This is a genomic window from Amycolatopsis sp. NBC_01307 (genome assembly GCF_035975215.1).
Lineage (GTDB): Bacteria > Actinomycetota > Actinomycetes > Mycobacteriales > Pseudonocardiaceae > Amycolatopsis.
The window spans coordinates 6,381,995-6,405,674 of sequence record NZ_CP108403.1 but is presented as its reverse complement, the minus strand read 5'-3'; the positions used below and the strand labels follow the sequence as shown (position 1 = coordinate 6,405,674).

Below are 23,680 nucleotides of genomic sequence, written 5' to 3'. Positions count from 1 at the left end.
CTGTAATATGGGATATTGTCAATCATGGCGACCGGACCGGCGCCGCTGCAGGACGGCGGCAGACCGGAAGTCACCGCCCATCGGCTCTCGCCGCTGGGAGACATCGATTGTGTGAAGGAGCAGGAGATGCGCGTAGGCAAGGCATCCGACACCGGCAGCGAGCGAGTCGGAACCATGCGCGAGGGAACCCTCGATCAGAAGCACCTGCTGTTCGGCGAAGACGGCTCGCCCAACAACTACGACCTGAACATGGGGCTCACGGGCGGTGGTGGCTGGCGAACCCCGCGCCACCGGCACAACTTCGACCAGATCCGCTACGTCATCCAGGGCGCGCTGCCCTACACCGAGAATGACGTGCTGGAGGAGGGGTGGGTCGGGTACTTCCCCGAAAGCATCCACTATGGACCCCAAGAGCGTCCGGAGGGCTTGCGGACCATGGTTCTGCAGTGTGGCGGCGCGAGCGGTGGCGGCTACCTGAGCGTCGCGCAGCGGGAGGCGACGAACGCCGAGCTGGCCAAGACCGGTGAGTTCAAGAAGGGCAAGTACCACTACACGGACGCCGATGGCGTGGCCCAGGTCCAGGACGGTTCGCAGGCGATCTTCGAGCACGCCACCGGAGGCAAGCTCGAGTTCGCTGCCCCGCGCTACACCGACGTCATCGCGATGAACCCGGAGGCCTACGACTGGCTGCCCCAAGGCGGCGTGGGTGTCTGGGAGAAGTGGCTGGGAAGCTTCACCGAGCGCGATCTGCGGATCGGTCTCCTGCGCTTGGACGCCGGTGCGGTGTACCAGGCGGGTCAGCACCCGTCCATCGAAATCCTGTTTCAGATCAACGGTCAGGTGAACGCGGGCGGCGAGAAGTACGGTCCCGAGACCGGGTATGAATTTCTGGCCAACGAGGGACCGGTGTCGGTCGAGGCAGTCGAGCCGACCGAGTTCTTGCGCGCGGTGCTGCACAAGTTCTGAGCCGAGGTGGGGCAACACGGGAATCACGTGTCCCGTGTTGCTTCCCGCCGCTGGACACCGAAGACAAGCCGAAGGTAGCAAACCGCATGACCGAACAAGGTGGAACGAGCCCGCGCGACATACTCCATGATCTGGCGGAGTTCGCGAGCCGGACGGAGTACCGCCGCCTGCCCGAATCCGCGGTCGAAGGCGCGAAGAAGAGCATCGTGGACACCCTTGGCGTGATCTTGGCCGCCAGCGGGCTCGAACCGGCGATCTCCCCGGTCATCGAGCTGGTGAGAGAGACCGGCGGTCGTGCCGAGGCCTCCGTGCTGGGCTTCCGGGAGCGGGCCCCGGCGATCATGGCGGCGTTCGCGAACGGTGCGATGGCGCACTGTCTCGATTTCGACGACCAGACGCCATGGGGCCAGCACGCGGCGAGCTCCATCATTCCGGCCGTCTTCGCGGTCGCGGAGCGGCGCGGCGGGGTCTCCGGCGAAGACCTCATCGCCGGTGTGGCGGTGGGGCAGGACATTTTCGCGCGCTTCCGGCGGGGCATCGACTGGCGCAAGGACTGGAACTTCTCGACGGCGATGGGTGTGTTCGCCGCAACGGCCGCGGCCTCACGCGTGATCGGCTTGCCCCCCGAACGCATCGCAGCTGCTCTGAGTATCGCCAGCACGCAGTCCGCCGGCGTGATGGAGACTGTTTTCGGAACGGGCAGCGACCTGCACGGCCTTTACGCCGGATTCTCCGCGAAGGGCGCAGTGCTCGCGACGCTTCTGGCGCACAAGGGAACCACGGGCGTGTCGACGCTGTTCGAAGGGGAGCACGGTGTCCTCAACACCTACTTCGGTGGGCGCTACGACCGCGAGTCGATCCTGAAAGACCTGGGGGAGGTGTACCTCGGCGGCACGACCCTCTACAAGTTCTGGCCCTCTGTCGGCACCTCTCACGGTCACATCCACGCGACGATCCAGGTCCTGAAGGAGCAGGCACTGAGCGTGGATGACATCAGAGAGATCCGCGTATATGTGGGGGATCACCACAACCTGATGTGCCGGCCACTCGATCTTCGACGCGCACCGGTCACTGCCGTCGACGCGAAGTTCAGCCTTCCGTTCCTGGTCGCCGTGGCCGCGGTCCGCGGGACTGTCGTCGTGTCGGACTTCGCCGACCGGGCGCGGCGTGATCCCGAGGTGCTCGCCGCCGCGCAGAAGGTCGTACCGATAACTGATTCCAGCCTCGACTGGAAGTTCGACATGCTGCCGGGCCGGGTCGAGATCGTCACCCAGGATGGGCGGAGCTTCACCAAGACGGGAGACGGACTGCCAGGAAGTCCGGAAGCGCCGATGACGTGGAGTCAGGTAGCCGAGAAGTTCGGCAGCTGCGCGGCCGCTGCTGCTGTCCCGCCCGCCGCCGAACAGATCCGCGAGGCACAGGAGATGGCACGCGCGTTGGAGTCGCAGGACGACGCCACGACGCTGGTGAGAGGTCTTGCACTTTCCTGAGGACGGGCGGTGACACGCCATCCCGGCCGAACGGCAACACTGGGCAGTCCCTGCCTGCCCTTGACGACGAGACCGGCATGAGCCGCGGTACGCGTCCTCGGGACTGTGGCCGAGATCTCGTCAATCGGTGCTGCTCTCGCCTCAGCGCTGTGGCCGTAGTGCTGACGCGGCCTCGGGCGGTGCTGTCGTCAGGTGGTTCTTCTGTGCGGAACCCTGACGCACAGAGGAACCGCCGGCTTCGCCGGTAGGACGTGACGCAGACGAAGTCGCGTGGGTCGTTCGTGCCGCCGCGCCCTTGTACCGCTCGCGACGAGCGGGTAGGTGCAGAGAGGGCGCTGCATCGTGCTTTCGCCCGTGCTGCGGTCGACGGTCTGCGCGAGAACCGTCGTCGGTGCCTTCCTGTTGCTCCACCGAGCCCATCAGGTTGCCGAGCGGATTGGCCGGGCCCGGGGCCGCTGGCGTTGGCGCAGTGGGAGGCGCCTGGAGCGAGGAAAGCCGGGCGAACGCCGCTGGCGGCCAGCTCGGGTTTGGACCGCGGCACGATCCTCATCAACGTCGAGACCGGGCGTTCGTCGACGTTCTGACCGACCGCACCGCCGCACCCTCGCGAACTGGCTCCGTGGACACCCGGGATTGGAGACCATCTGCCGGGACCGGGCCGGCGCCTACGCCGAAGGCGCTCAGTCCTGCGCGCCGGACGCACTGCAGGTCGCTGACAGATGGCACGTCTGGAACAACTCGCCGACGCTGTCGAACGCGCCGTCGCTCAGCACCGCCAGGCCCTGCCCGCCGCATCGGCCTCAGACAGCGACGGCGGCGCCTGGACCAGCGCAGATCCCCATACTGACGAACAGAGCAAGCCGGAAAGCAACACACCGGGCGAGAGGCCCGCCACGCCCCCGGGCAACGGACGGATCGGTGGGCAGTGCGCGCACCCCGTCCGATCGCGCGCAGCTCAAGATCGGCGCGCCTGCCGCCTCGCGAGCTGGCGCAGGGCATTTCTTTCTCAGGCGAGCTTGGCTTGAAGGGGCGGGCTGGATTTGTCAGCCTCAAGCCCAGGCGGTCTGGGACGCGATGTTTGATCGGGTCGGTCACCGACGAAGGAACGCCCAGAACGGCGTTGAGCGGTCCGGCTGACACGGTTGCGACGGCGCGGCCGGTGAGCGGACTATGCCCTCTGGTAGTCGTTGAGGAGGTTGCGATGGTTCGACAGAATGGCGTGTACAAGCGTTGCAGCTGCAAGGATGCGGTTGACGGACACCGGCTCGGTGTCCGCTGCCCGCGGCTGGACGGGCGTGGCCACGGTTCGTGGTACTTCTCGCTGGAGCTGCCGGTGGGCCGTGATGGGCAGCGGCACCGCGTGCGGCGTGGCGGGTTCGCGTCGCGTGCCGCCGCGGAGCAAGCGCGGGGGTACCTACTGGGCAATGACATTGATCCGGCGACGGCCGTGGTGACGGTGGGGCAGTGGCTGGATATCTGGCTGGAGATGCGCCAGAACCTGAGCTTCTCCACTCGGCGGCTCTATACGCAGCACGTCCGCGACTACCTCAAACCCTACCTGGGAAGCGTGCCGCTGCGGTCGTTGACGGTCGCGCGGGTGCAGGCCATGTTCGCAGCGTTGATCCGCACTAACTCGAGCCGTACCCGGCCCTTGTCCTACGCGACGCTGCAGCGCATCCGAGGCGTTCTGCATGCCGCGCTCAACGGTGCGATCCGCCGGGGGCTGCTGGATCGGAACCCGGCACATTGGATAGAACTTCCCTCCGGGCGCCGGCCGCGTGCTGTGGTGTGGACCGAAGGGCGAGAAGCGCACTGGCGCCACACTGGGGAGCACCCGGCGGTGGCCGTCTGGACTGCGACGCAGACTGCAGCGTTCTTGGAGAGCAGCTTCGACCATCCGTTGCATGTGCTGTACCTGCTCGTTGCGCTGCTTGGTCTGCGGCGGGGTGAATCGGCGGGGTTGCGATGGTGCGACATCGACCTGGACGCACGCGTACTGCAGGTGTCGCATCAGGTGCAAGACCACAACGGTCGGACCGTGATCTGCCCGCCGAAAACCGAGAGCAGCGTCCGCGTCCTCGCACTGGACAGTATTTCGGTAGCAGCGCTGCGATCTCTGCGTGCCGAGCGGCGACGCCGGCTGTCGGCTGGTGCGGCGTTGACCGGGTTCTTGTTCGTCAACCGGTACGGGAATCCGATGAGTCCGGGCTACGTCACCCACGCCTTCGGCAAGCTCGTCGCTGAGGCGGACTTGCCGCCGATCCGGCTGCATGACCTTCGCCATGGTGCGGCGAGCCTGTCGCTGGCCGCTGGGAACGACTTGAAGGTGGTGCAGGCGATGCTGGGGCATTCGAGCATCGTGCTGACCGCCGATACCTACACCAGCGTGCTGCCCTGCCTGGCGCACCAGGCGGCCGAGGCCACCGCCAACCTGGTCATGAAAGCGGCACGCCGGACGGCGAAGAAGGTCCGACGCGACTCCCGGAAAGCGACACGCCACTACGGGACGAAGAAGAACCGTAGGCCTGGGTCTACGCGGAAGTCGGCTCACAAGATCCGTGTGTAGAAGGGCCTTTGCGCGCCAGCTGCTGTGAGAACCTGGAGAAGATCGTCGACGCAGCTGAGCCACCGATGAGGGAGAGGGGGGTCCGTAGATCGGAGCGAGTCGCAGTAGGCCGTCGACGGCAGTACCAACCCAGCTCGTCGATCACTCGCACCGTAGATTTGCAATAGTGAACTGATGGGTGTCTTACGCCTGATTTCGGCGCCACGGAGGACGTCCGAGGCGTGGAGACGGTGGAAAACGGACGTCGCCGCCGCGGCTGCGCCCTACGGGCGTCCTAAGAGGACTAGGTACCCCGTGGAGTCGGCCACATTCGGTCTCCCGCTGGTCCCACCCATGATCAAAGCCCACCGGCAAGATCCTCGTGATCAAGGATACCCGCAGGTGGGCTTCGATTCAGTGGGGTGCGCCATCAGGGACTCGAACCCCGAACCCGCTGGTTAAGAGCGTGGGGATCATCGTGGCGCTGACCTTCCTGTTCGGTTTCGGGAACGTGCTCACGTTGGCACTTCGGTTGGGGGTGCCGGTCTGGGTTGCGCCGCTGGTGGCGCCTGCGGTGGATCTGTCGGTGGTCGGGCTGCTGCTCGCCATTCGGTCCCTGTCGTTGCGGGGCGTTCCTGCCGAGGTGATTCGGCCGGCGCGGCGGCTGTTGCTGGCGTCGAGTGTGGTGACGTTGGCGTTGAACGTCGCTGAGCCGTTGATCGTGGGCGAGGTGGGGAAGGCGTTGTTCGATGCGGTGGGTCCGTTGTTGTTGATCGGCTGGGCGGAGGTGGGACCGGTCCTGTTGCAGGCGCTGGCCTCCGTATCAGCCACCGGGCGCCCGGATGGCGTTGCCCAGACCGCAGACTCGGACAGCACTTCGGCGGAGCAGGCAGATGGTGTGAACGTGGACGCTGAGTTGCTGGAGCGAGCGCGGTATGAGGATCAGCGGCATCGTGAGCTGTATCAGCGTCCGGTCTCCGCGGAGAGTCTCCGGAAGGCGTTGGGAGTAGGCGCAGAGCGGTCGCGCGCCTTGGTGAAGCTGGTACGTGCAGAGCGCAGTATCTCAACGTAGCACGAGATATTACTCATAGTAGTTGTTGGTGTTCTGATGACGCTGCCCTGACAGCGTCATCAAAACGCGGTCGACGTGATCGGGAAGGTCTTCTCGCGGTCTCCTGGGGCCAGCCGCCGTGTCGGAGAACGACCGGTCAGCTGCATGACAGGACGTCAGCCGGGCCCGCCGAAGGAGTGCATCTCCGGTGACGCGCGCAGGTCCCGGCCGACGTCAAAACGGCGCAGGCGGTGGTGCAAGATTGGGGCATGGTGTCCTCGCCGGGTTGGCTCAGCCGCTACCAAAGCGGGCAGCGAGAACAGGTTTGGCATGAGTTGCGCCAGCTCGGCAGCCGGGTCCGGGAGCCGGAGTTGGCCCAGGAGGCGCAGCTGGTCTGCGACGAGATGGCTCGACGCGCTCGGCACAACATCGAAATCATCGTCGCCCGGCTGTCCGACGACGGTTACCGCTTCCACACCAACGACGAAGTCCAGGCTCCGGTGCCGGCTCACATACCGCCGACCCCGGCGGCGGATGCCTATGCGGACTGGTTGCAGCAGCGGTTCGGCACCGTGCCGATGACCCTGTTGTCCTGGGTGCGGATCGTCGGGGACGTTTGGCTCGTGGGCACACACCCGCAGTGGCTCACCTCGGCGGCCGCTGATCCACTGGTGATCGAGGTGGAGGGTTCTCGCTATCCCGGCGATTCGTCGATGCGCGAGTACGTCGACGAGGAGTGGATCGCGTGGCTGGAGCGCCGGACGGACGACCCCGACACGGCCGGCCTGTTCGAACTGCCCCTCGCACCGGACCGGCTCCATAAGGACAACACCAGCGGTGGCTCGCCTTACGGCATCGTCCTACCCGACAGCTGCGTCGACGGGATGTTCGTCTGGGAGACGCCGATGCCGTTCGTCTCCTATCTGAACTGGGTCTTCAGCAACGGGGGATTCCCGTGGCCGTCGGCCGCAGAGGCTCAGTGGGACGTGAGGTCCCGCCTCGTCAGAGACCTGTTACCGCTGTAGCCGAGCGCTTTCCGCAAGAACTCGACCAGGCTCTCGGCCTGGACAAAGACACCCGCTCCTCGGCATGACCGGACGTGCGCGCACAGCGGGCGTCATGGGAGCGTGGTCAGCCAGCGGCCGGTTGAGTGGTCGGACCTCGCGTCAGAGAAAGGGTACTGTTGACTCGCTCAGCGTGGATCCAGGTGGCCAGGCAGGTTACCGAGGGTGCCCGAGAAAACCTGCGCTGCCCGGAAAGTGACGATGCTTTCCTGGAGGTGGAGTGGTTTCCGAATTCCGCCAGTGGGGGCGGGGAGTATCGGCTGCACTGCCCGTCGTGTGGTGCGGAGAACTGGATTCGACAGGGTTCAGGTACGCGGTGACGGCCTCGTGCGGGGCCGAGTCATCGACGTGTGCCGGGTTGAGGAGATGGCCTGGAACCTCGACCCGACTCCGGCCGCCATTCCAAGCTGTCATCCGCTCGTCGGCATGTGCGCGCGATCGCCGCGGTGCGCTCAACCGCGTTGGCGGGTTCCGGGCGTTCAGTATCCGGAAGGATGTTCCGAGAGCCAGTCGGCATGGGAGTGCTTGAAGATCTCACGTTCGCCGGTCGTCGGCAGCAGGACGTCGGCGCCACCGTCGTAGGGATGGTGGATCCGGTCGAAGGACAAACTGGCGATCATCACCCCGACGGTTGCTTCATCGGCCGCGGCGCGGAGCAGGCCGTCCACGAGACCGGGTCGCCAGGGTTTGCGGCTGGTGTACAGGTGGGTGTGGGTGATGAAGTCCGGGTCGGTTTCTTCCTCGTCGGTGCGGACGGACATCCAGTGATGAGCACCCGGGTTCCAGAGCCTGTGCTGCGCGGACAGTGCCGGGGGTTCGGATGCGTCCGACCAGTCGGTGGTGACGATCCGGACGTCCTGTCCGTGGAACAGTTCGTCCAAAACCGTGTTGTAGCGGTGGAGCACGATGTCGTATTCGGAGTCGGTGTCGGGATAGCGCTTGGAGCCGGGCAGGCTGTGGAAACGCAGCCATCGGTCGTCGTAGGCCCGCTTCAGGTGATCGGCCAGCGGGGGGCATCCCGGCCACTGACGCCGCCACAGGGTTGGCAGGTCGTCATCCGGCACGTGATCACCTTCTTCCACTGGCAGTCTCTTCGCCTCCCGCCGGGTCGGCCGGGCCCGCTGAACTTACGCGCGGGGTCATCCGCACGCAGCCCGTGTCCGCTCGTCGGCATGAGAGCATGTAGTGGGTCCGCAACTCATTGCAACACTTCGAAGAATGACCTACCCGTCATCACCACCGGCAATGCCGGCCGGTTCGACGCCGCGGCTTTCGGAAGGTCCGGGCGTCAGCCTTCCGGTACACGCCGGGTTTCGACGAGCTTGGTGTTGTAGTGGGCACCGTTCACGACGGTGGTCTCGACGAGTGCCTCGAAGTGCTTCATTCTCCTGAGTTTGCGGAGGAACTTCCGATCTCCGAGTTTCTCTGCTGCGGCCTCGGTGCCGTGTTCGAAGCATCCTGCGATAATGACAAGTTCCGACGTGTCCGGTGCGAGGGGGTTCGGGGTCCGGATGATCAAGGCATGGTCGCTGACCGGGTAGCCTGAGTCCTCGTACTGCGGCCTCAGCAACCGACCGGACCTCAGGTCGTGGACCACGGCTGCCTCATGCTCTGGATCTTCGGCGAAATCGTAGGAGATTGTTCCGCGCAACTTCGCCATCATTGTTCGCGTCACGGCATTCGCCACTGGCCCACCGATCAGGACAAGGTCCGAACTCAGCTCACGCGGCGACAGTTGCTTAGACTCGACGATCTTCCCGGCGAAACCCAGCCTGCGTAGCTGCGCTTCGACCTCCACGAGTGCCTCGATGTCGCCCATGCCCACCACGCCGGCGTTGGCCCACCGCCGATGCGATCCGAAGTCATGCGCTCCCAGGACGATGAGTGGATGACGGCCGCCCAGCGCCCGCCAGAACCTGCGCGCACGAACCAGCTTGAGGTGTCGTCTCGCATTCGTCGCCGACCAAACCAGCACGCCGCCGATGGCCGCCGCGATCAGATTGCTGGAGATGTCGGGAAAGGCTTGGACCAGCCAGGCGCCGACACTTCCGACCGCCAGGCTCATACACGGCTACCCCTCGTCGACATGGTTCCTCTCTCTCAGTCGCGAGCAGCCCGCCTTCTGTTACCGGCTGACTATCCGCGTCTGCGCCTCCGGCCCGTGGACAGCCCCACCGTCTGCGACGACTTACACCAGGTGGAATTGTTGACCGCGCTCACCATGCCGGGCCGCCGTGGTTGACGTGGCAGGGTGCTGTCGGTTTCTTCGTGAGCTGCGCTCATCGGCATGTGTGCGCGTCGCAGTGGAGCGGTTAGCGGCAGGAACTTAGCCTGGCTGAGTGCCGAGCAGCGGACGAAGGAACCGGGCGGCCTTGCGTTGTGCCGCGGTCGAGGGGTGTAGTGGCCTAACTTCGCGATCCAGCACCGGAACATCCTCCCCGTGCAGAGCGCGCGGGCGCAGGTGAGCGTGGCCTCGTCGGTCACCTTGGGGCATCGGTCACTCGCGGTTGTCGCGGCTTTCGAATGATCCGGAGTGTCTGCTCTCCATGGCGAGCGCGCACATCCGGCTGACGATCCGCTGTGCGTGCTGGGGTGGGATCCGGGCCCCGGCGGTAGCGCGTCGCAGTATTGCTGCCAGAGGCCGTGGGGTTGGACGAAGTGTGTGGCGTGGCCGGTGCCGAGTGCCTCGTCGAGGCAGAGGAGTGCGCCCAGGGCGTAGGGCTGGTCGTAGCGTAGGTCCGGGCGGAGCAGGTACCGGTCGAGGTAGGCGATGAGGTGGGCAGCGTCGGCGTCGGTGCCGAGGCGGGTCAGCGCGAGGCAGTACGCCGCGCCGGCGTAGGGGCCTTCGCCTGCGAGGTGGAGGGCGCCGAGCTTGTCGCGGAAGCGGGTCCGGTCGGATACCGCGATGAACCACGCGGCGGTCTTGCGCTCGCGCCATCCACCCTGGTCTAGCAGGACGTCGAGTTCGGTGTCGGTGATGTGTTCGGCCGCCTCGGCCAGTTCCCGCAGGAACGCGGCGCGGTGCGTGACCTCGGGCCGCGACAGTCTTCCGCCGAGGCGGAGGTAACGCCGTCCCGGAGTGACGTAGCGGGGATCAGTTCCGCCAGTGTGGGGGCGTGATCGGGGCGGTGCACAGGTGCGTCGTGCCTGGGACGCCGGGATTGTGCGAGCGGGTTTCCGCCAGCCGGATGTCCGCCCATCGGCACGTGCGTGCGTCGCGGTCCCCGAGTTCACCGGCCCGAGCAAGCTATAGAACACGTCGTGCAGGTGAAACCCGATTGCTCGCAGAAGCCGGCGACGCGATCATGAGCCGGTGTCCGGAGACGCGTGGCTGGAAGAGGTGAAGTCCGGGCTCCGCGGGTCCTTCACCTGGCGCGGAGACCGCACAGACCAGCATCGCTATGCCGATGTTACAGGCTGGTGGCGTCGAACCGACCTGCTCAGGCACCTCGGCCCTGCGCTGGCGCACCTGTTCGCCGGCGAGCAACCCACGGTCGTCCTCGGGCCGGAATCCCGTGGCTGCCTCCTGGGGCCGCTGGTCGCCCTGCGCTTCGACGTCGGGTTCGTCGAGGTCCGCAAAGACCGCATAGCCTCCAGCGACAGTGACGCCTGGCTGCAGCGAACCACGCCACCGGACTACCAAGACCGTCACCTCACCCTCGGGTTCCGCAAGAACCTGGTCAACAGTGGCGATCGTGTGTTGTTCGTCGACGACTGGATCGAAACCGGCGGGCAGGCCCGCGGCGCCCACCTCCTCGTCCAGGACGCCGGCGCCACCTGGATCGGTGCCGCGACAGTGGTCGACGCGCTGACCAGCAACCAGGTCCGACGAAGCCTGAACGTCAGGTCATTGCTGCACGTCCGGGAGCTCTGACCTGCGGCGGCGGGCTCGTGGTCGGTCTGAGCGGTCAGGTGCCGGAGGCCATGTAGGCGGCGAGGATGTAGTTCGGGTGTCGGTCGAGGTTCTTGCGTGCTCGGTCGTAACGCATGGTGGTGCGCGGGTCGGCGTGACGAGCGGCGATCTGCACATCCCGCAGATCGACCCCGGCGTCCAGCATCGTGGTGACGAAGGATGTGCGGATGCATCCGCGGCAACCGCACCACCGACTGCTCAGCCAGCCGGTGCAGTCGGCGGGTGGCGCAGTGCCGGTCCATCCGCCGCCCCGCCGGTTGAGCAGGATCGCCCCGGCCGGCCGGTCACCGACAGCTCGGTCGATGGCTCGTCCGACCGCAGGAGGCAAAGGCACCAACACGATCTTCGTGCCTTTGCCGACCACCCGCAGTACCCGGTGCCCGTGTTCCTCACCGACGTCGGAGACGTCGCTGCCGCAGGCTTCGAAGATCCGAAGGCCCAACAGCCCGAGCATCGCCACCAATGCGAAGTCATTCGGGTTATCTGATTCGCGGGCGGCACACAACAGCGCTTCGAACTGCAGATGCGACAGCCCCAGGGTGGGTGATTCCGCGGGGACGAGGGGCCGGCGGACGTAGTCGGCAGGTCAGTGCTCGAGCACGGCGTCGATCACGCAGGTCCGGTAGAAGCCGGTGACCACCGCCATCCGACGCGACACCGTGGAGGGCTTGAACCGGCGGACTTCCTGCATCCACCGTACGTAGCGTTCGATCTGTGTCCGCCGGATCGCCAGGGGGCCTATGCCGTGATCAGCGCACCATACGAAGAATAGTTGCAGGTCAGACTGTGTGTGGACGCGGGACATGGCGGTGTAGCGGCCTAGGTGGGCCTCCGTGGCAAGTCGGAGCACAAGGTCATCATCGTACGGTGGCGTTGGGCGAGTTTCCGGTGTCGTGGTCATGGAATCCACGGTCGACGTGAAGCTCGGATACCACCACGGCAGACACCCACACGCGGCAGACGAGTGCGCCGTGCCACAGAGGTCGAGTGTCAGGATGGCATCGCTCGCGCTTGCGCCAGAGCGTCGGTCCAGGCGCTGGCGTACTCGTCAGCCGCCACCCAGTGCAGGTTGTGGAACGATGTCTCGTCTTCGCCCTCGGCGATGTAGACACGGTCGGCATGCCGCCAGATCAGGATGTGCCAGCACTGGTCAAGATCGCGGTACGGGTGGCTGACGTCGCCCAGGGGGACATCGGCCAAGGTCCACGTCTGCAGATCGCGGCAGACGTCGTCCCACCACGGGAAGCCGGCGATCGGCTGCTCCTGGCCGTCCGTGAACCGTAGCGCTGTGCTGCTGCCGCGCGCGAAAAACTCGATTTCGAAGCCGGCAGCCCGGGTGAAGAGGCCGCGGTTGCGCTCGGCAACCAGCTCCTGATCGCTCAACTCGTGCACGAATCCTCCAGCTCACTCGAGCCGCATCCTCACGTGTCGGAGTCACCAACCGCAACCATGACCACTCCCAGCGGGCGACTGATCAGCGGCACGAGCGGATGTTTGCTCACGACGCGGACACGAGTTTGTGCCTTAGAGCATCCAACCGGAGCGCTGATCAGCTGTCAGTATCCACCGCGGTTACATATCGATGCGGTGTCCCTTAACCGCGGAAGGCTTCGCTCGGTAGGTCAGCGTGCCTTCGCCCGCGCCACGGGGCGAACGCGAGGTTGCCACTCAGTGTCGCACCCGCGAATCCGGTCTCACCGTTGAAAGTCGCGCCGTCAAACAGGATACTGTGATTGAACGCCGTCCCGTCGAATCGGGCCGACCCCGCGAACGTCGCGCCGCCGAACTCCGCTCTGCCCGTGAAGGTCACCGTCTCGAACCCCGTATCCCCCGCGAACGTCGCGCCGCCAAACCCGGCGCCGGCAAGGAACCCCGCGCCGTCGAACCGAGCTTCACCGTCAAACGTCGCGCGACCGAACCCCGCATAGTCCGAGAAAGTCGTCCGGTCGAACCGCGTACAACCCGCAAAAGCCGCACTGCCGAATCTGGCCCGATGCCCGAAAGTTACCCCGTCGAACTCGGCTCCGTCGCTGAACGTGGCATGCCTGAAACGCGCATCGCCGACGAAGGTCGCCCCGCTGAAGGCTGCGCCTCTTCCGAAGACGGTGTCGTGAAACCTGGCTTCACCACGGAACAGTGCCGCGCGGAATGCGGTGCGAAGAGTAAAGGAAACGTTGGCGAAACCGGCATTTCCTTCAAACTTAGCCTTCTTGAACTGTGCATCGTCGGCGAATAGAGCGTCACCGAACTGAGCGTTGTCAGCGAAGTTCGTATCACCGAACTGAGCACTTTCGGTGAAGGTCGCCGAACCGAAAGAAGCGGCGCGCAAGAATGTCGCACCGCTGAACCGGGCTTGTCCCATGAAGCTAGCTTCCCCGAACTGAGCGGTGCCAGCGAAGGTCGCCACGCCGAACCGGGCGTTCCCAGTGAAGGTCGCACCACCGAAGCGCGCGTCCCCGGTGAAGGTCGCGCCGCTGAACGCGGCGTCCCCGATGAACGTCGCACCACTGAAGCGGACGTTGCGCATCCGACAGTTTCCCAGGTTGAAGTGGATCAGGTGCGCGCTCGTGAGGTCGAGGTCGATGTGATCCCAGAAGGCGCTGCGGCCCGGCAGGAGGTGGTCGGCGAGGATGCGCTGAGCAGCGAGTCGAACTTCCGCGGTCCGATCAGCGCCAGGTGGTTCGTGGGGCATGCGCAGGTAGGCGCAGACGACGTTGACGATGCTCTGCCGCTGGCGAGCGTTGTCTTGTGCGAGCCGTTCCAGGGCATAGAGGCCGGCCAGGCGTACGGGAGCTTCTGCGGAGCCGAGCTGGTCAGCCGCCTTGGTGTAGAGCTCGGTGAGGTTCTTCTCGGCCGCGTCGACTTCGTTGTGCCACTGCCGTCGGACCGCCAGCAACAGGGCGAAGATCCCGGTCGTGCCCGCACCGATCCCGAGTCCGGTCTTGATCGCCTCGACACGGGCGGCACCTGCATCCTTCGCCACGGCAGCCTCGCCGAGCAACCAACTGGTCGCAGCCCAGGCCACGACGACTACCACGACGGCCGCCCCGACGACGAACCACCAGCTCATCCCCGGTTGCTGGTTGTGTCGCTTACGATCACCGCGCAGCATCCAACCGCCGACCACAGCAATGCCCGCGCCAACGGTGAACAGTACGAGCGACAACGCGTGGAGCCGTGCCCAGCCGCCCAGCGTCGGCCAGTCGATCCAACCAGGCAACACGATCGCGCCGACCAGTATCGCCACCCCGCCGAGCGCCAGGACGCCAACGGCCGGCCGCCGAGTCGGCTTGATTCCCCACCTTGTCATAGACGATCAATCGCCCGGAAGCCGATCGCTGTAACAGTCCAACCAGGAAGGCTGCCCAAGAGCAGGCACGTTCGTCCGATCAGCGACAACTGCCGAGGACGTGCAACAAACAGGGGCGAGCCCAGTTTCATCGACGGAACGCGTTGAGACAGGCCACTCGACGGCCTCGACCTGACAACGTCCGCTCGTCGGAATGACCGGACGTCGGCGCGCGCGGTCAGCGGCTCCTGCGGCCGACATCGCGAGCCTGCCGCGAGGCACGGGAAGTCGATCGCCCTTTCGGCCAGCGGAGTTCGATGCGCAGTTCAGCGGCGTCCTGGTGCGAGCACCGGTTCGTCGGCGCGCGGTGATTCGACTCGAGGCCAGAACGCGGCCTCGTCCGGCCTCGTCCGGCAGGTTGGCGCTCCAGCTGAACCCGTCGCCGCGAGCCGCTGCGGCTCGGGCCAGCACGCGGCCGACGCCGCGGCGCCGGTCCCGGGCCTCGACGTGCAGCCCGAGCAGCAGGCCATGCCGGTCGACTGGGCGCAGCGACAGCTCCACCGGCCGTAGATCGTCGCGCCCGACCGCAGCTGGATGGACCCGATCCCGGCGCGGACGGCGGCCGGGGCGATGACGAGCTGCAGGCGCCGCGGCTGGACCTGGTCTTCGGTGACCTGTATGTCGGTCGAGGGGTTGATCAGCGCCCGCCGGCCGCCGTTGCCTGGCTGGCTGAGTCGGCTTCGGCAGGCAGCTGCTGTGGCTGTGTTCTCCACCGCGGATGGCCCGCGGCCGCGTGAGGCGCGCCGTCGGGCCCATCAGCGGCCTCACGTTCGGCACCGTGGGCTTCCCCGCGCTGATCTGGGCTGCTGCTCGCGCTGCCCGCGGGTGTGGCCGTGGGCGTCGCCAGTGCCCGGGGCCACCAGAAGTCTTGATTGACAAAAACCGGGGAAAGCTCGTTTCTTTGCGTCCGTAGAAAGGAGGGACGTGCAGTCCTTGGGCCTGGGCACCGTCGTTCCTGCCGGCACAAGGCCGGTCGCCGTCAGATGTTTCGTGCGTGCTGGAGGTTCAGTTCCAGCGCTCCCTGCAGGGGGCGCTGGGGCCGAGGGCGCTGACGGCGACCGGGGTGGGTGCCGGTGTCAGGTCGTCGAGCGTCTGCCGGACTGCGGCGCCTACGCCGTCGCGGCGGGGGTGGCGACGGGAGGTGTCGGCATCGCGCTGGGCATCGGCCTCGCGGCGGTCTACGGTGCGGTCGGCGCCGGCATCGGAACCGGTGCGGGCGGCGGCAGCTCGGATGACCTCACCACCAACGCGGCCTACGGCTTGGCCGGCGCAGTAGGCTACTTCAACCCCTGAACGGAGAGTTCCTTGATCAGGCACCGTCTGCTCATCGGGGTCGTCCTGTTGGTTGTCGCCATGACGGTAACCTGGCTCGTGACGAGGGACTTCACCCCGGTCGTCATCGTCGCTGTCATCGGGCTCGGGAGCGGAGTCGTCGGCGGCTTCCTCGGCCGGAGCCGGAAGGACGGATGAGCGCACCCGTGGTGGCCGGCGGCTTCGACTTCAGTCATTGATACGTGAGCCGGATTTCTCCTTGATCCGGCTGGTCGATTGGAGCGGATTCTGTCCTGTCGTCATAGGGTCATTTGGCGACAGGACGGACCGCCGGTGCGGTCACCAGTTCGATGCGCAACCGGTCAGCATGCCACCGGGAGGGTCGGCCCAACGGTGACGGTGCGGTGCCAAGATGCGACGGTAGCCCCCGATGCCGATGAGTCACCCGGCCACACAATCGCCCTCGCAGCCCTGACCGAACAGCTCGGACAGCTCGATCCGGGCGATACCGCCGCGGTGTTGCGGACGGCGTGGCGCTGGCGCGACAGTGCGGGCTGGCGGTGGCGACCGCGGCGCCGGTGTGGAAGTCTCGCCAGGGCAACGCCGAGGCCTGCGGATTTCTCCATCTGCTCAAAGACGGGCGCACCCTGAGCTGACGGAGCGGTTGGCGGCAGGGAGTCGTGATGGCGGAGCGTGGTGTGTGGAAGCGGTGTGGGTGTGTCGATCCGGAGACGGGACGTCCGTATAGGCCGCGTTGTCCCCGGCTGTCTGGGCGGGGGCACGGTAGCTGGTACTTCACGGTGGAGTTGCCGGGGCAGCGCGATGGTGGGCGGTGCCGGCTGCGGCGTGGCGGGTTTCGGTCTCGAGCGGCTGCGGTACAGGCTCAACGGTACTGGCGAGGTGAGGATGTTGATCCTGATCTGAGCTTGGTGACACTGGGGCAGTGGCTGGATATCTGGCTGGCGACTCGGCACGCGATTCGTCCCGCAACGCGGAGGATCTACACCCAGCTTGTGCGGGACTACCTCAGGCCCGGCCTCGGGAACGTCGCACTGGCGGAGCTGACGATCGGACGGGTGCAGGCGATGTTCACGAGCCTGCTGCGAGCAAACGCCAGCCGGGTCCGGCCGTTGTCGCCGACGACCTTGCAGCGGATACGTGAGGTGCTGCGTGCGGCGCTGAACGGAGCGATCCGGCGTGGGCTGATTACGAGTAATCCGGCGCGGTGGGTGGAACTGCCGTCGCTGCGGCGGCCGCGGGCGGTGGTGTGGACGGAGGCGCGGGTGGCGGTGTGGTGGGCGACCGGTGAGCGTCCGCCGGTGGCGGTGTGGACGGCTGAGCAGACGGCCGCGTTCCTCCGGCACGCCGGGTCGCATCCGCTGCACGCGGTGTTTCACGTCGCGGCCCTGACCGGGCTGCGGCGTGGTGAGGTCCTCGGCTTGCGCTGGTGTGATCTCGACCTGGTTGAGGCGTCGTTGACGGTGACTCATCAGATTCAGGAGCGGGACGGTCGGGCGGTGATCTGTCTGCCGAAGTCCGCGGCCAGCGGCCGCGCAGTGTCGCTGGATCGGGGCACGGTCGCGCTGTTGGTCCGGCTGCGGTCTGCGCAGCGCCGTGAGGGTGGGGGAGCTGCTGAGGGGTGGGTGTTCGCGCGGGAGAACGGCAATCATTGGAGCCCGAGTTACGTGTCGCACACGTTCCGTCGGCTGATCGAGAAGGCTGATCTGCCACCGGTGCGGTTCCACGACCTGCGCCACGGCGCGGCGACGCTGTCCCTGGCCGCGGGCAACGACCTGAAGACCGTGCAGGCCCTGTTGGGCCATGCCAGCATCGTCCTGACGGCCGACACGTACACCAGCGTGCTCCCGTCGCTGGCTCAGGCCTGCGCGGAGGCGACCGCGAGCCTGGTCCGCCGCGCCGGCTATGACCGGGGCCGGAAGATCTGCAGGTCAGGTGCTGCTTCTAGCCGACAAGGGAGGCGTCGAGCGGCCGGACCCGGTCCGCGCTTCATCCGTGTCGGCGGGACTCTGGGTGGGACACACGACGGCCCCAGCGCGGACCCACAGATCAACAAAGCCCACCGACAGCGACCCTGAAATTGCAGGGAAACCGTTGGTGGGCTTTGCTTCCGGCTGTGCGCCATCAGGGACTCGAACCCCGAACCCGCTGGTTAAGAGGCTGAGCCGTTGATCGCTGGTGAGGTGGGGAAGGCGTTGTTCGATGCGGTGGGTCCGTTGTTGCTGATCGGCTGGTCGGAGGTGGGACCGGTCCTGCTGCAGGCGCTGGCCGCCGTATCCGCTACAGGGCGTCCAGTCGGTGTGGCCCAGACGCAGACCGCTGGCTCGGACAGCACTTCGACCGAGCAGTCAGACGGTGTGTACGTGGACACTGAGTTGCTGGAGCGGGCGTGGTGTGAGGATCGGCGGCATCGTGAGTGGATCACCGGGCCGGTATCGGTGGGGGTCAGCCGTTGATCAGCCGACAGGCGTAGCCCGCTTCAGAGCAGTTAGCGGTGAAGTTCTGCGACGGCACCTTGAACACCGCGATGGCCCCGGACATGGCCTTTCCCCAGTTCTGGGGCGTTCCGCCGCAGCCGATCGAGAGGTCGACCCGGTCGTCGGTGCTGTTGAGATGGAAGTTGAACCACTGGGCACCCTGCGACGGGTTGGCCGCGCCCCAGTTCGCCCATCCCTGCTGGCCCGAGCTGGCGTGATACCACATGCCGACGGGTTTGACGCTCGCGCTGGAGCAGTACGTGTAGATGTTGACGGTACTCCCTGTTGCCGCCGTCGCCGGTGCGTTGGCGGCGAGCCCGGACAGCAACGCCGGGGCGGCTATCACGACGGCTGCCTGGAGTGCTCGTTGACGCGACATTGCTCTTCTCCTTCGGTTTGTTTGATGGAGCAGTTCACGGGCACGCGGTGGCGGCCGCCGTCAGGGGGCCGCTGAGGAATCCGAGGAAGTTCGTGTGGGTCAGCGGATACCCCGCGCGGTCGTATCCACGGTTCCAGCAGGCGTAGTTCGTCTCGGCCCGGAGTTCGAAGTGCACGTGTGGGCCGGTCCAGCAGTTCGAGCCGCCGGTGGAACCCCCGGACAGGTTGGCGACGTTTCCCAGGTAGGTCCCCCACCGGGGCACCGGTTTGCCGACGTAGAGCGAGCCGTCCCTGTCGATGTGGGCGAACGTCGCCCGGCCGTACAGGGTTCCGTTGTAGTAGACGCCAACCGTGACGAAGTCACCCCCTCCACCGTTCGTACACGCGTTGTCATCGACGAGGGTGATCTTCGTCGTCACCGCGTTGCCCAGAGCGGAGTTCGACGGGGCAACGTACAGGCGCGCCGGCGAACCGGCGGCCGCGGTGAGGTCGGAGGCCCAGTCGTTGGTAGGCGACGCCTTCGCGAGCTTGTGATGACCGCCGCCCGCCGTCGTGTCCCAGGAACTGCAGCATCCCCAGGTCCCGTCGACCGGGCTGCCCACCCAGATGTCCGGCGAGGTGTAGGCCTGCGCCGAAGGCGAAGTCATCAGAGCTGCACCGAGCAGCGCCAACAACCCGAGCAGTGCGCGAAGCAGGATTTGCATGGAGGTTCTCCTCTCAAGTCGAAGTCCGGCACCAGTTCTACGACCGCTGCGGGTTGTCCAGGCCGCGCGGCGGTCTACCGGTCCCGCCGATCGCTCAGCGGTGCATCTCGTTAACCGCCGCGCGCCCTGGACAACCTCGTGCAGCGGTAGACCTGAAGCGGAGGACGGGTCGACGTGGAACGCGTCCAGCAATGGAAGGAACAATCGAGATGGGTGAATTCGCGCGCAGTTCGAGTTGGCGTCGCACACTGGCTCCCCTGCTGGTGGGCATCGTCGCCCTCGGGACAGTCTTCGCAACCGCCGCGCCGGCGCAGGCCGAGAGCGTCTGGGCGGCCGGCGACGGCGTGATCATCAACGTGCAGACCGGCGCGAAGAACGGAAGCACCCACCAGCAGTGGGTCAGTTCGATCTACATCCAGGTCGGCACCGGGGCCAACCAGTCCTACGGGTGCGGTCGGTTCGAGTCGTGGACCCAGGGTTTCTACTCGACGGCCGAACGGTGTGAGACAGCATCCTGGGCGATCAACCGTTGGGTGTCGACGGGAAATTACGTGTGCGGGGCGTTCGACGATTTTGGTGGCTGGCCGCGGCGCATCGCGTGTATCGCCATCAACGTGTAATCCGGTCAGCCCTGTCGTCCGGCGGTTCGTGGTGATGTGATGTCCACCATGGCCAAGGGCGCGGCTGCGGCTCACCTCAATTCACCCGGCGTGGTTCGGCGCTTCTACACCGTGATTGTCTTCGTCCTGCTCACGTCGCTGGACAATACAGCGATCGGATTGGTGCCGCCGCTGATCAGCCCGATCAGCGACGGGTTCGGTGTTCCGGAAAGTGCCATCGGGTTGGTCGTCGGGTCTGCTTATCTGGTCGCCGCGTTCTCCGCCGTCGGTTGGGCCTATCTGGGTGATCGTCACGGTCGGCGCTGGATCCTCGTGGTCGGCACCCTGGTGTGGACCGCGGGGACCGGCGCGACCGGCGCGGCAGACGGCTACCTCGTGTTCTTTCTTTCCAAGTAGCCGCCGCAGTCGGTCTGGGCGCGGTGGCGTCGGTCGGGTTCGCGGTGGTGAGCGACCTGATTTCGCCTCGCCGGCGGGGACTGATGATGAGTCTGTTCGGGTTGTCGCAGGGAGCGGCGACCCTCACGGGCACGCTACTGGGTGGCGTGCTGGGGGCCGCAGACTGGAGGCACCCCTTCACCATCGTGGCCTTGGCGGGGGCTTTCGCCGCCGTCGCCTACTTACCGACCGGCAGGATCTACCGAGGCCAAAGCGAACCCGAGCTGAGCGAGATGTTCGCCTCCGGCCGGGAGTACCACCATCGAATCGATCGTGGCGACCTCCGGCGGATCCTCGTGCGTCGCAGCAACCTGCTGCTCATCCTCCAGGGACTGCCCGCGCAATTGGTGTTCGGCTCGTTGGTCTGGATGCCGCGGCTTCTGCAGGCGAAGGTCGAACAGCAGGGTTACACCCAGCAGGTCGCGATCGTCGTAGGATCGGCGTTCGCGGCAGTGTTCCAGCTGGGCGGAGTGCTGTCTGTCTTCGGTGGTGTGGTCGGAGACCGGCTGCAGCGGCGAAGCCTGCGTGGACGAGCCATGGTCGCCTCGGTCGGTGTGCTTGCCGGAATTCCGTTCTACGTGGTGCTGTTTTTCCTGCCGTTGAGGATCTCGATTGCAGCGGGAGCCGGGACGGGGGACGTCCTCCGAGCGATCGTGGGAAGTCTGCTGACGGAACCAACGGTGGGCATCAGCTTCCTGATGGCGTTACTCGCCCTGGCGCTGACTTCCGCCAATTCACCGAACTGGCTGGCCCTGATCGCCGACGTCAACCTGCCCGAACACCGCGCTATTGTCTACAGTGCGGGAAACCTCGTCAACTCGCTGGGCAGGTCGGCCGGCAATGGGGTCGTGGGCGCGGTGTTTGGTGTGCTTGCACCCGCGCTGCCACCACCTCTGAACTACGCTGTCGGGCTTGCGGCGTTCCAGCTGTTCTTCATACCGACCGGAGTGATGTACTACTGCGCATCGCGCACCGTGCCGATGGATGTCCGGCAAGTGCGTGACACGCTGCACAACCGTGCGAACGACGACGGGGACGCTACCCCGGACCAGGCGCTGCTTAAACCTCGGCGAGACTGACTTCTGCTTTGAGGGTGTCGGGGTGGTCGGGGCCGAGGCGCCAACGACGGGATTCCACTGTCTTCAGCAGGAGCGTTTTCGCCTGGTCGTGGCGGCCTGCCGCAGCGCACACGCGAGCGAGGTTGAACCGGGTGTGAGAAGTGTCCGGGTGATCGGAACCCAGCAGTTCCACGCGAATGTCGAGGATGGCTTCCAAGAGATCAATCGCCTCGGGGAGGTGACCCATCGCCTCGTACCCACCCGCCAGGTTGTGCTGCGATTGCAGGGTGTCTGGATGCCGCGGACCCAGTATGCGGCGCCGGTCCTCCAAGGTACTGAGGTAGAGCGCCATCGCCTCGGTGTGCCGGTCCGCAGCCCGGTAGCAGCCGGCGAGGTTGTTACGCGCACGAAGTGTCTCCGGGTGGTCGTTGCCGGCCACCCGGACCAGCTTGTCCAGCGTTTCCTCGGTAAGCTCGATCGCCTCGTCCAACCGTCCGAGTTCCCGGAGTCCGAGGCCCACGTGGATGGCGTTCTGCAGAGTGTCGAGATGATCTGCGCCGAGAGCCGAACGTCGTGCCTCGAACGTTGAGCTGGCGAGCGTGACCGCGTCCTCGAACCTCCCGATCGACCAGTAGCCGCCGGCCAGTACGTACTTCGCCTCGATGGTGCTCAAGTGGTCAGCACCGAAGGAGCGTTGCCGGATGGCGAGTGACTGTTCGAAGAGGGCCACGGCTGCCGCATAGCGTCCCTGGCCTCGATGGTAGAAAGCGCACCGTTGGAGCACGTCGCCCACGCGCTCCACGTCGGGAGCCTTCATCAGCGCCTCGTAGTCGGAAAGCCGCACGGACAACGCCCCGACATGGGGAGCGAATTCCGCCCACGTCGCCCAGTCGTCGATGGCGATCTCGGGATCGTCGTCCGGCAAAGCGCGCCGCAGGAGGTCGATGGCCAGCGTCAAAAATTCTCCGTCGGTGTGCTCCGAACGAACAACCGCCTGCACTAGCCGGTGCACGCTGAGGCTAGTTGTGGTTCTGGTCACCATGCTGTACGAAGCCAGCAGAGAGACCGCGTTCTCGACGGCCAGCGGGCTCGCTAGCGGGCTGAACAGGCTGACGGGAATGTGGTCGGAAGCGAGGTGAGCGATCACGTTCAACACGGTGTCGGCCAGCGGATCGGCTGCGGTGATGGCATCGATCGACACCTGCCACGTCTTGGCGACAAGTCCGTCGCCGGGGTGCGTCGGTGAAGGCGTTCCGAGCAGTTTCAGGGGCTGTTCGTTCAGCCAGTCGCGGTACTGTGCGAGCTGGACATGTGGCCGTTCGACGAGGTAGGCCGCTGCATGGTTAAGCACCAGCGGAAGGCCGTTGAACTCGCTGGCCAAAGTTGTGAGCTCGCCTAGGTCGGAGTGGCGACCGGTGCGCTGGGCCAACAGGTCAACGCTCTCCTCTGTCGTCAGAACGGGAATGAACAGGGGGCTAAGACCGAGCGCCCGCCAGTCCAGGTAGCGTCGGCTCGTGACGACGATTCGTCCTCGGGTGGCGATGGCCAGAACCGGTTCGATCGTCTGGACGTTCACGACGTTGTCCAACACGAGGAGCCAGTTCTCGTGGGTTGCCAACCACCGGATCGCCCACGCGGCTGTGTCCGCGGCGCCGGCGGAGATCGGCCAACGGGGTTCCAGGCTCCTCGTCAGCGCGGCGAGTCCCGCTGTGACATTTTCCGCCGTGTCCGCGTTGACCCACCAGACGGGGTTGTACATGTTCTGATGCAGATACGTGAACTGGATCGCCAGTTCGGTCTTGCCGACTCCGCCCAGACCGTGCAACGCCGGGCCGATTGCTAGCCCGCTGCCTTTCTGCTGGAGGAGCTCCTCCATTTCTGCTAGTACTCCGTCTCGGCCGATGAACAGTCGCGCGGGATAGCGCGGAGGATTGGACAGCGACGCAGGAACCGTCATGGTCGAAGCCGGGTCGTAGTCAGTGATTCCCTCGGCTTTCTTCTGTTCGTGGGCGGTTTCCCAGAGTGCGCGGTATTCGTTCGGGTTTTCACCGCAGGCTGTGACGTAGGAGACCACGGTGTCCCAGGTCGGCAGTTTGTCGCCGCCGGCGGCCTCTGACAGTGCGGTGCTCGACCTCCCGGTGCGGCGCGCCATGGCGGCATAAGTAGGGCTGTCAGCGCGGGCCCTGACCTTGCGCAATTCGTTCGCGAACGCGTGCAGCGGATACAACTCTGGGAACAGCCGCCGCTCCGATCGGCCCATGACCCCTCCCTTTGATCATGTGTCAACCTGGAACACCACCAAGATACCTCGTTCACCTTCGGGGGGGCTCCGGACGGGTT

21 protein-coding genes are annotated in these 23,680 nt (G+C 66.1%); 12 read left to right on the top strand and 9 right to left on the bottom strand.

Features of this window, described 5'->3' with window-relative positions; translation table 11 throughout:
* Nucleotides 1–24 precede the first annotated feature (24 nt).
* From OG439_RS27490 to OG439_RS27465, 5 genes are all read left to right on the top strand, one after another.
* Nucleotides 25–966 (top strand): hypothetical protein, encoded by a 942-nt coding sequence (locus OG439_RS27490; protein ID WP_326943704.1) that lies wholly within the window; start codon nt 25–27, stop codon nt 964–966.
* 86 nt (nt 967–1,052) lie between these two features.
* Entirely contained in the window at nt 1,053–2,456 is a 1,404-nt protein-coding gene (locus OG439_RS27485; protein WP_326943703.1) for an MmgE/PrpD family protein, read from the top strand.
* Between the two features lie 1,201 nt (nt 2,457–3,657).
* Entirely contained in the window at nt 3,658–5,022 is a 1,365-nt protein-coding gene (locus tag OG439_RS27475) for a tyrosine-type recombinase/integrase (protein ID WP_326943702.1), read from the top strand.
* 433 nt (nt 5,023–5,455) lie between these two features.
* Nucleotides 5,456–6,073 (top strand): hypothetical protein, encoded by a 618-nt coding sequence (locus tag OG439_RS27470; protein ID WP_442792350.1) that lies wholly within the window; start codon nt 5,456–5,458, stop codon nt 6,071–6,073.
* 248 nt (nt 6,074–6,321) lie between these two features.
* On the top strand, nt 6,322–7,077 hold the full coding sequence (locus OG439_RS27465; protein ID WP_326943700.1) for a hypothetical protein: 756 nt from the start codon (nt 6,322–6,324) through the stop codon (nt 7,075–7,077).
* A 518-nt stretch (nt 7,078–7,595) separates the two neighbouring features.
* On the opposite strand, the gene OG439_RS27460 is transcribed toward OG439_RS27465, so the two are convergent.
* From OG439_RS27460 to OG439_RS50455, 3 genes are all read right to left on the bottom strand, one after another.
* Nucleotides 7,596–8,180 (bottom strand): DUF3885 domain-containing protein, encoded by a 585-nt coding sequence (locus OG439_RS27460; protein ID WP_326943699.1) that lies wholly within the window; start codon nt 8,178–8,180, stop codon nt 7,596–7,598.
* A gap of 224 nt (nt 8,181–8,404) precedes the next feature.
* A complete protein-coding gene (locus OG439_RS27455; protein ID WP_326943698.1) occupies nt 8,405–9,181 on the bottom strand; it encodes a hypothetical protein in 777 nt (258 codons plus the stop codon).
* A gap of 71 nt (nt 9,182–9,252) precedes the next feature.
* Nucleotides 9,253–10,350 (bottom strand): DUF6000 family protein, encoded by a 1,098-nt coding sequence (locus OG439_RS50455; RefSeq protein ID WP_442792349.1) that lies wholly within the window; start codon nt 10,348–10,350, stop codon nt 9,253–9,255.
* 79 nt (nt 10,351–10,429) lie between these two features.
* Between OG439_RS50455 and OG439_RS27450 the strand changes: the two genes are divergently transcribed.
* Nucleotides 10,430–10,990 (top strand): phosphoribosyltransferase family protein, encoded by a 561-nt coding sequence (locus tag OG439_RS27450; protein WP_326943697.1) that lies wholly within the window; start codon nt 10,430–10,432, stop codon nt 10,988–10,990.
* Nucleotides 10,991–11,024: 34 nt separating this feature from the next.
* Here the strand turns inward: OG439_RS27450 and OG439_RS27445 are convergent, their stop codons facing one another.
* The 3 genes from OG439_RS27445 to OG439_RS27435 form a co-directional block, all read right to left on the bottom strand.
* Nucleotides 11,025–11,489 (bottom strand): tyrosine-type recombinase/integrase, encoded by a 465-nt coding sequence (locus OG439_RS27445; RefSeq protein ID WP_326943696.1) that lies wholly within the window; start codon nt 11,487–11,489, stop codon nt 11,025–11,027.
* A gap of 530 nt (nt 11,490–12,019) precedes the next feature.
* Nucleotides 12,020–12,421, bottom strand: a complete 402-nt coding sequence (locus OG439_RS27440) for a hypothetical protein (RefSeq protein ID WP_326943695.1) — start codon at nt 12,419–12,421, stop codon at nt 12,020–12,022.
* A 202-nt stretch (nt 12,422–12,623) separates the two neighbouring features.
* Entirely contained in the window at nt 12,624–14,276 is a 1,653-nt protein-coding gene (locus tag OG439_RS27435; RefSeq protein WP_326943694.1) for a pentapeptide repeat-containing protein, read from the bottom strand.
* A 1,230-nt stretch (nt 14,277–15,506) separates the two neighbouring features.
* On the opposite strand from OG439_RS27435, the gene OG439_RS27430 reads away from it, so the two are divergent.
* From OG439_RS27430 to OG439_RS27420, 3 genes are all read left to right on the top strand, one after another.
* Complete coding sequence (locus OG439_RS27430; RefSeq protein WP_326943693.1) at nt 15,507–15,671, top strand: hypothetical protein; 165 nt, start codon at nt 15,507–15,509, stop codon at nt 15,669–15,671.
* A 908-nt stretch (nt 15,672–16,579) separates the two neighbouring features.
* Nucleotides 16,580–17,746, top strand: coding sequence for a tyrosine-type recombinase/integrase (locus OG439_RS27425; protein WP_326943692.1), 1,167 nt, complete (start codon nt 16,580–16,582; stop codon nt 17,744–17,746).
* Between the two features lie 90 nt (nt 17,747–17,836).
* Nucleotides 17,837–18,124, top strand: coding sequence for a hypothetical protein (locus OG439_RS27420; protein WP_326943691.1), 288 nt, complete (start codon nt 17,837–17,839; stop codon nt 18,122–18,124).
* Here OG439_RS27420 and OG439_RS27415 read toward each other — a convergent pair.
* Entirely contained in the window at nt 18,114–18,524 is a 411-nt protein-coding gene (locus tag OG439_RS27415; protein WP_326943690.1) for a hypothetical protein, read from the bottom strand. The genes OG439_RS27420 and OG439_RS27415 overlap by 11 nt on opposite strands.
* 34 nt (nt 18,525–18,558) lie before the next feature.
* Nucleotides 18,559–19,227, bottom strand: coding sequence for a hypothetical protein (locus OG439_RS27410; protein ID WP_326943689.1), 669 nt, complete (start codon nt 19,225–19,227; stop codon nt 18,559–18,561).
* A gap of 209 nt (nt 19,228–19,436) precedes the next feature.
* Between OG439_RS27410 and OG439_RS27405 the strand changes: the two genes are divergently transcribed.
* Genes OG439_RS27405 through OG439_RS27395 form a run of 3 tightly spaced genes read left to right on the top strand, consistent with a single transcriptional unit; the run spans nt 19,437 to nt 21,361 of the window.
* Complete coding sequence (locus OG439_RS27405; RefSeq protein WP_326943688.1) at nt 19,437–19,847, top strand: hypothetical protein; 411 nt, start codon at nt 19,437–19,439, stop codon at nt 19,845–19,847.
* Between the two features lie 39 nt (nt 19,848–19,886).
* Entirely contained in the window at nt 19,887–20,243 is a 357-nt protein-coding gene (locus OG439_RS27400) for an MFS transporter (protein ID WP_326943687.1), read from the top strand.
* Between the two features lie 47 nt (nt 20,244–20,290).
* Entirely contained in the window at nt 20,291–21,361 is a 1,071-nt protein-coding gene (locus OG439_RS27395; RefSeq protein WP_326943686.1) for an MFS transporter, read from the top strand.
* Here the strand turns inward: OG439_RS27395 and fxsT are convergent.
* Complete coding sequence (gene fxsT, locus OG439_RS27390; protein ID WP_326943685.1) at nt 21,342–23,600, bottom strand: FxSxx-COOH system tetratricopeptide repeat protein; 2,259 nt, start codon at nt 23,598–23,600, stop codon at nt 21,342–21,344. The two genes, OG439_RS27395 and fxsT, sit on opposite strands and share 20 nt — an antisense overlap.
* Between the last annotated feature and the right edge of the window lie 80 nt (nt 23,601–23,680).

What these genes read in the sequence shown, in the direction of transcription:
- OG439_RS27490 (WP_326943704.1), top strand. Translation starts at nt 25, where the DNA reads ATGGCGACCGGACCGGCGCCGCTGCAGGACGGCGGCAGACCGGAAGTC.
- OG439_RS27485 (WP_326943703.1), top strand. Translation starts at nt 1,053, where the DNA reads ATGACCGAACAAGGTGGAACGAGCCCGCGCGACATACTCCATGATCTG.
- OG439_RS27475 (WP_326943702.1), top strand. Translation starts at nt 3,658, where the DNA reads ATGGTTCGACAGAATGGCGTGTACAAGCGTTGCAGCTGCAAGGATGCG.
- OG439_RS27465 (WP_326943700.1), top strand. Translation starts at nt 6,322, where the DNA reads ATGGTGTCCTCGCCGGGTTGGCTCAGCCGCTACCAAAGCGGGCAGCGA.
- OG439_RS27455 (WP_326943698.1), bottom strand. Translation starts at nt 9,181, where the DNA reads ATGAGCCTGGCGGTCGGAAGTGTCGGCGCCTGGCTGGTCCAAGCCTTT.
- OG439_RS27415 (WP_326943690.1), bottom strand. Translation starts at nt 18,524, where the DNA reads ATGTCGCGTCAACGAGCACTCCAGGCAGCCGTCGTGATAGCCGCCCCG.
- OG439_RS27410 (WP_326943689.1), bottom strand. Translation starts at nt 19,227, where the DNA reads ATGCAAATCCTGCTTCGCGCACTGCTCGGGTTGTTGGCGCTGCTCGGT.
- OG439_RS27405 (WP_326943688.1), top strand. Translation starts at nt 19,437, where the DNA reads ATGGGTGAATTCGCGCGCAGTTCGAGTTGGCGTCGCACACTGGCTCCC.
- OG439_RS27400 (WP_326943687.1), top strand. Translation starts at nt 19,887, where the DNA reads ATGTCCACCATGGCCAAGGGCGCGGCTGCGGCTCACCTCAATTCACCC.
- fxsT (WP_326943685.1), bottom strand. Translation starts at nt 23,600, where the DNA reads ATGGGCCGATCGGAGCGGCGGCTGTTCCCAGAGTTGTATCCGCTGCAC.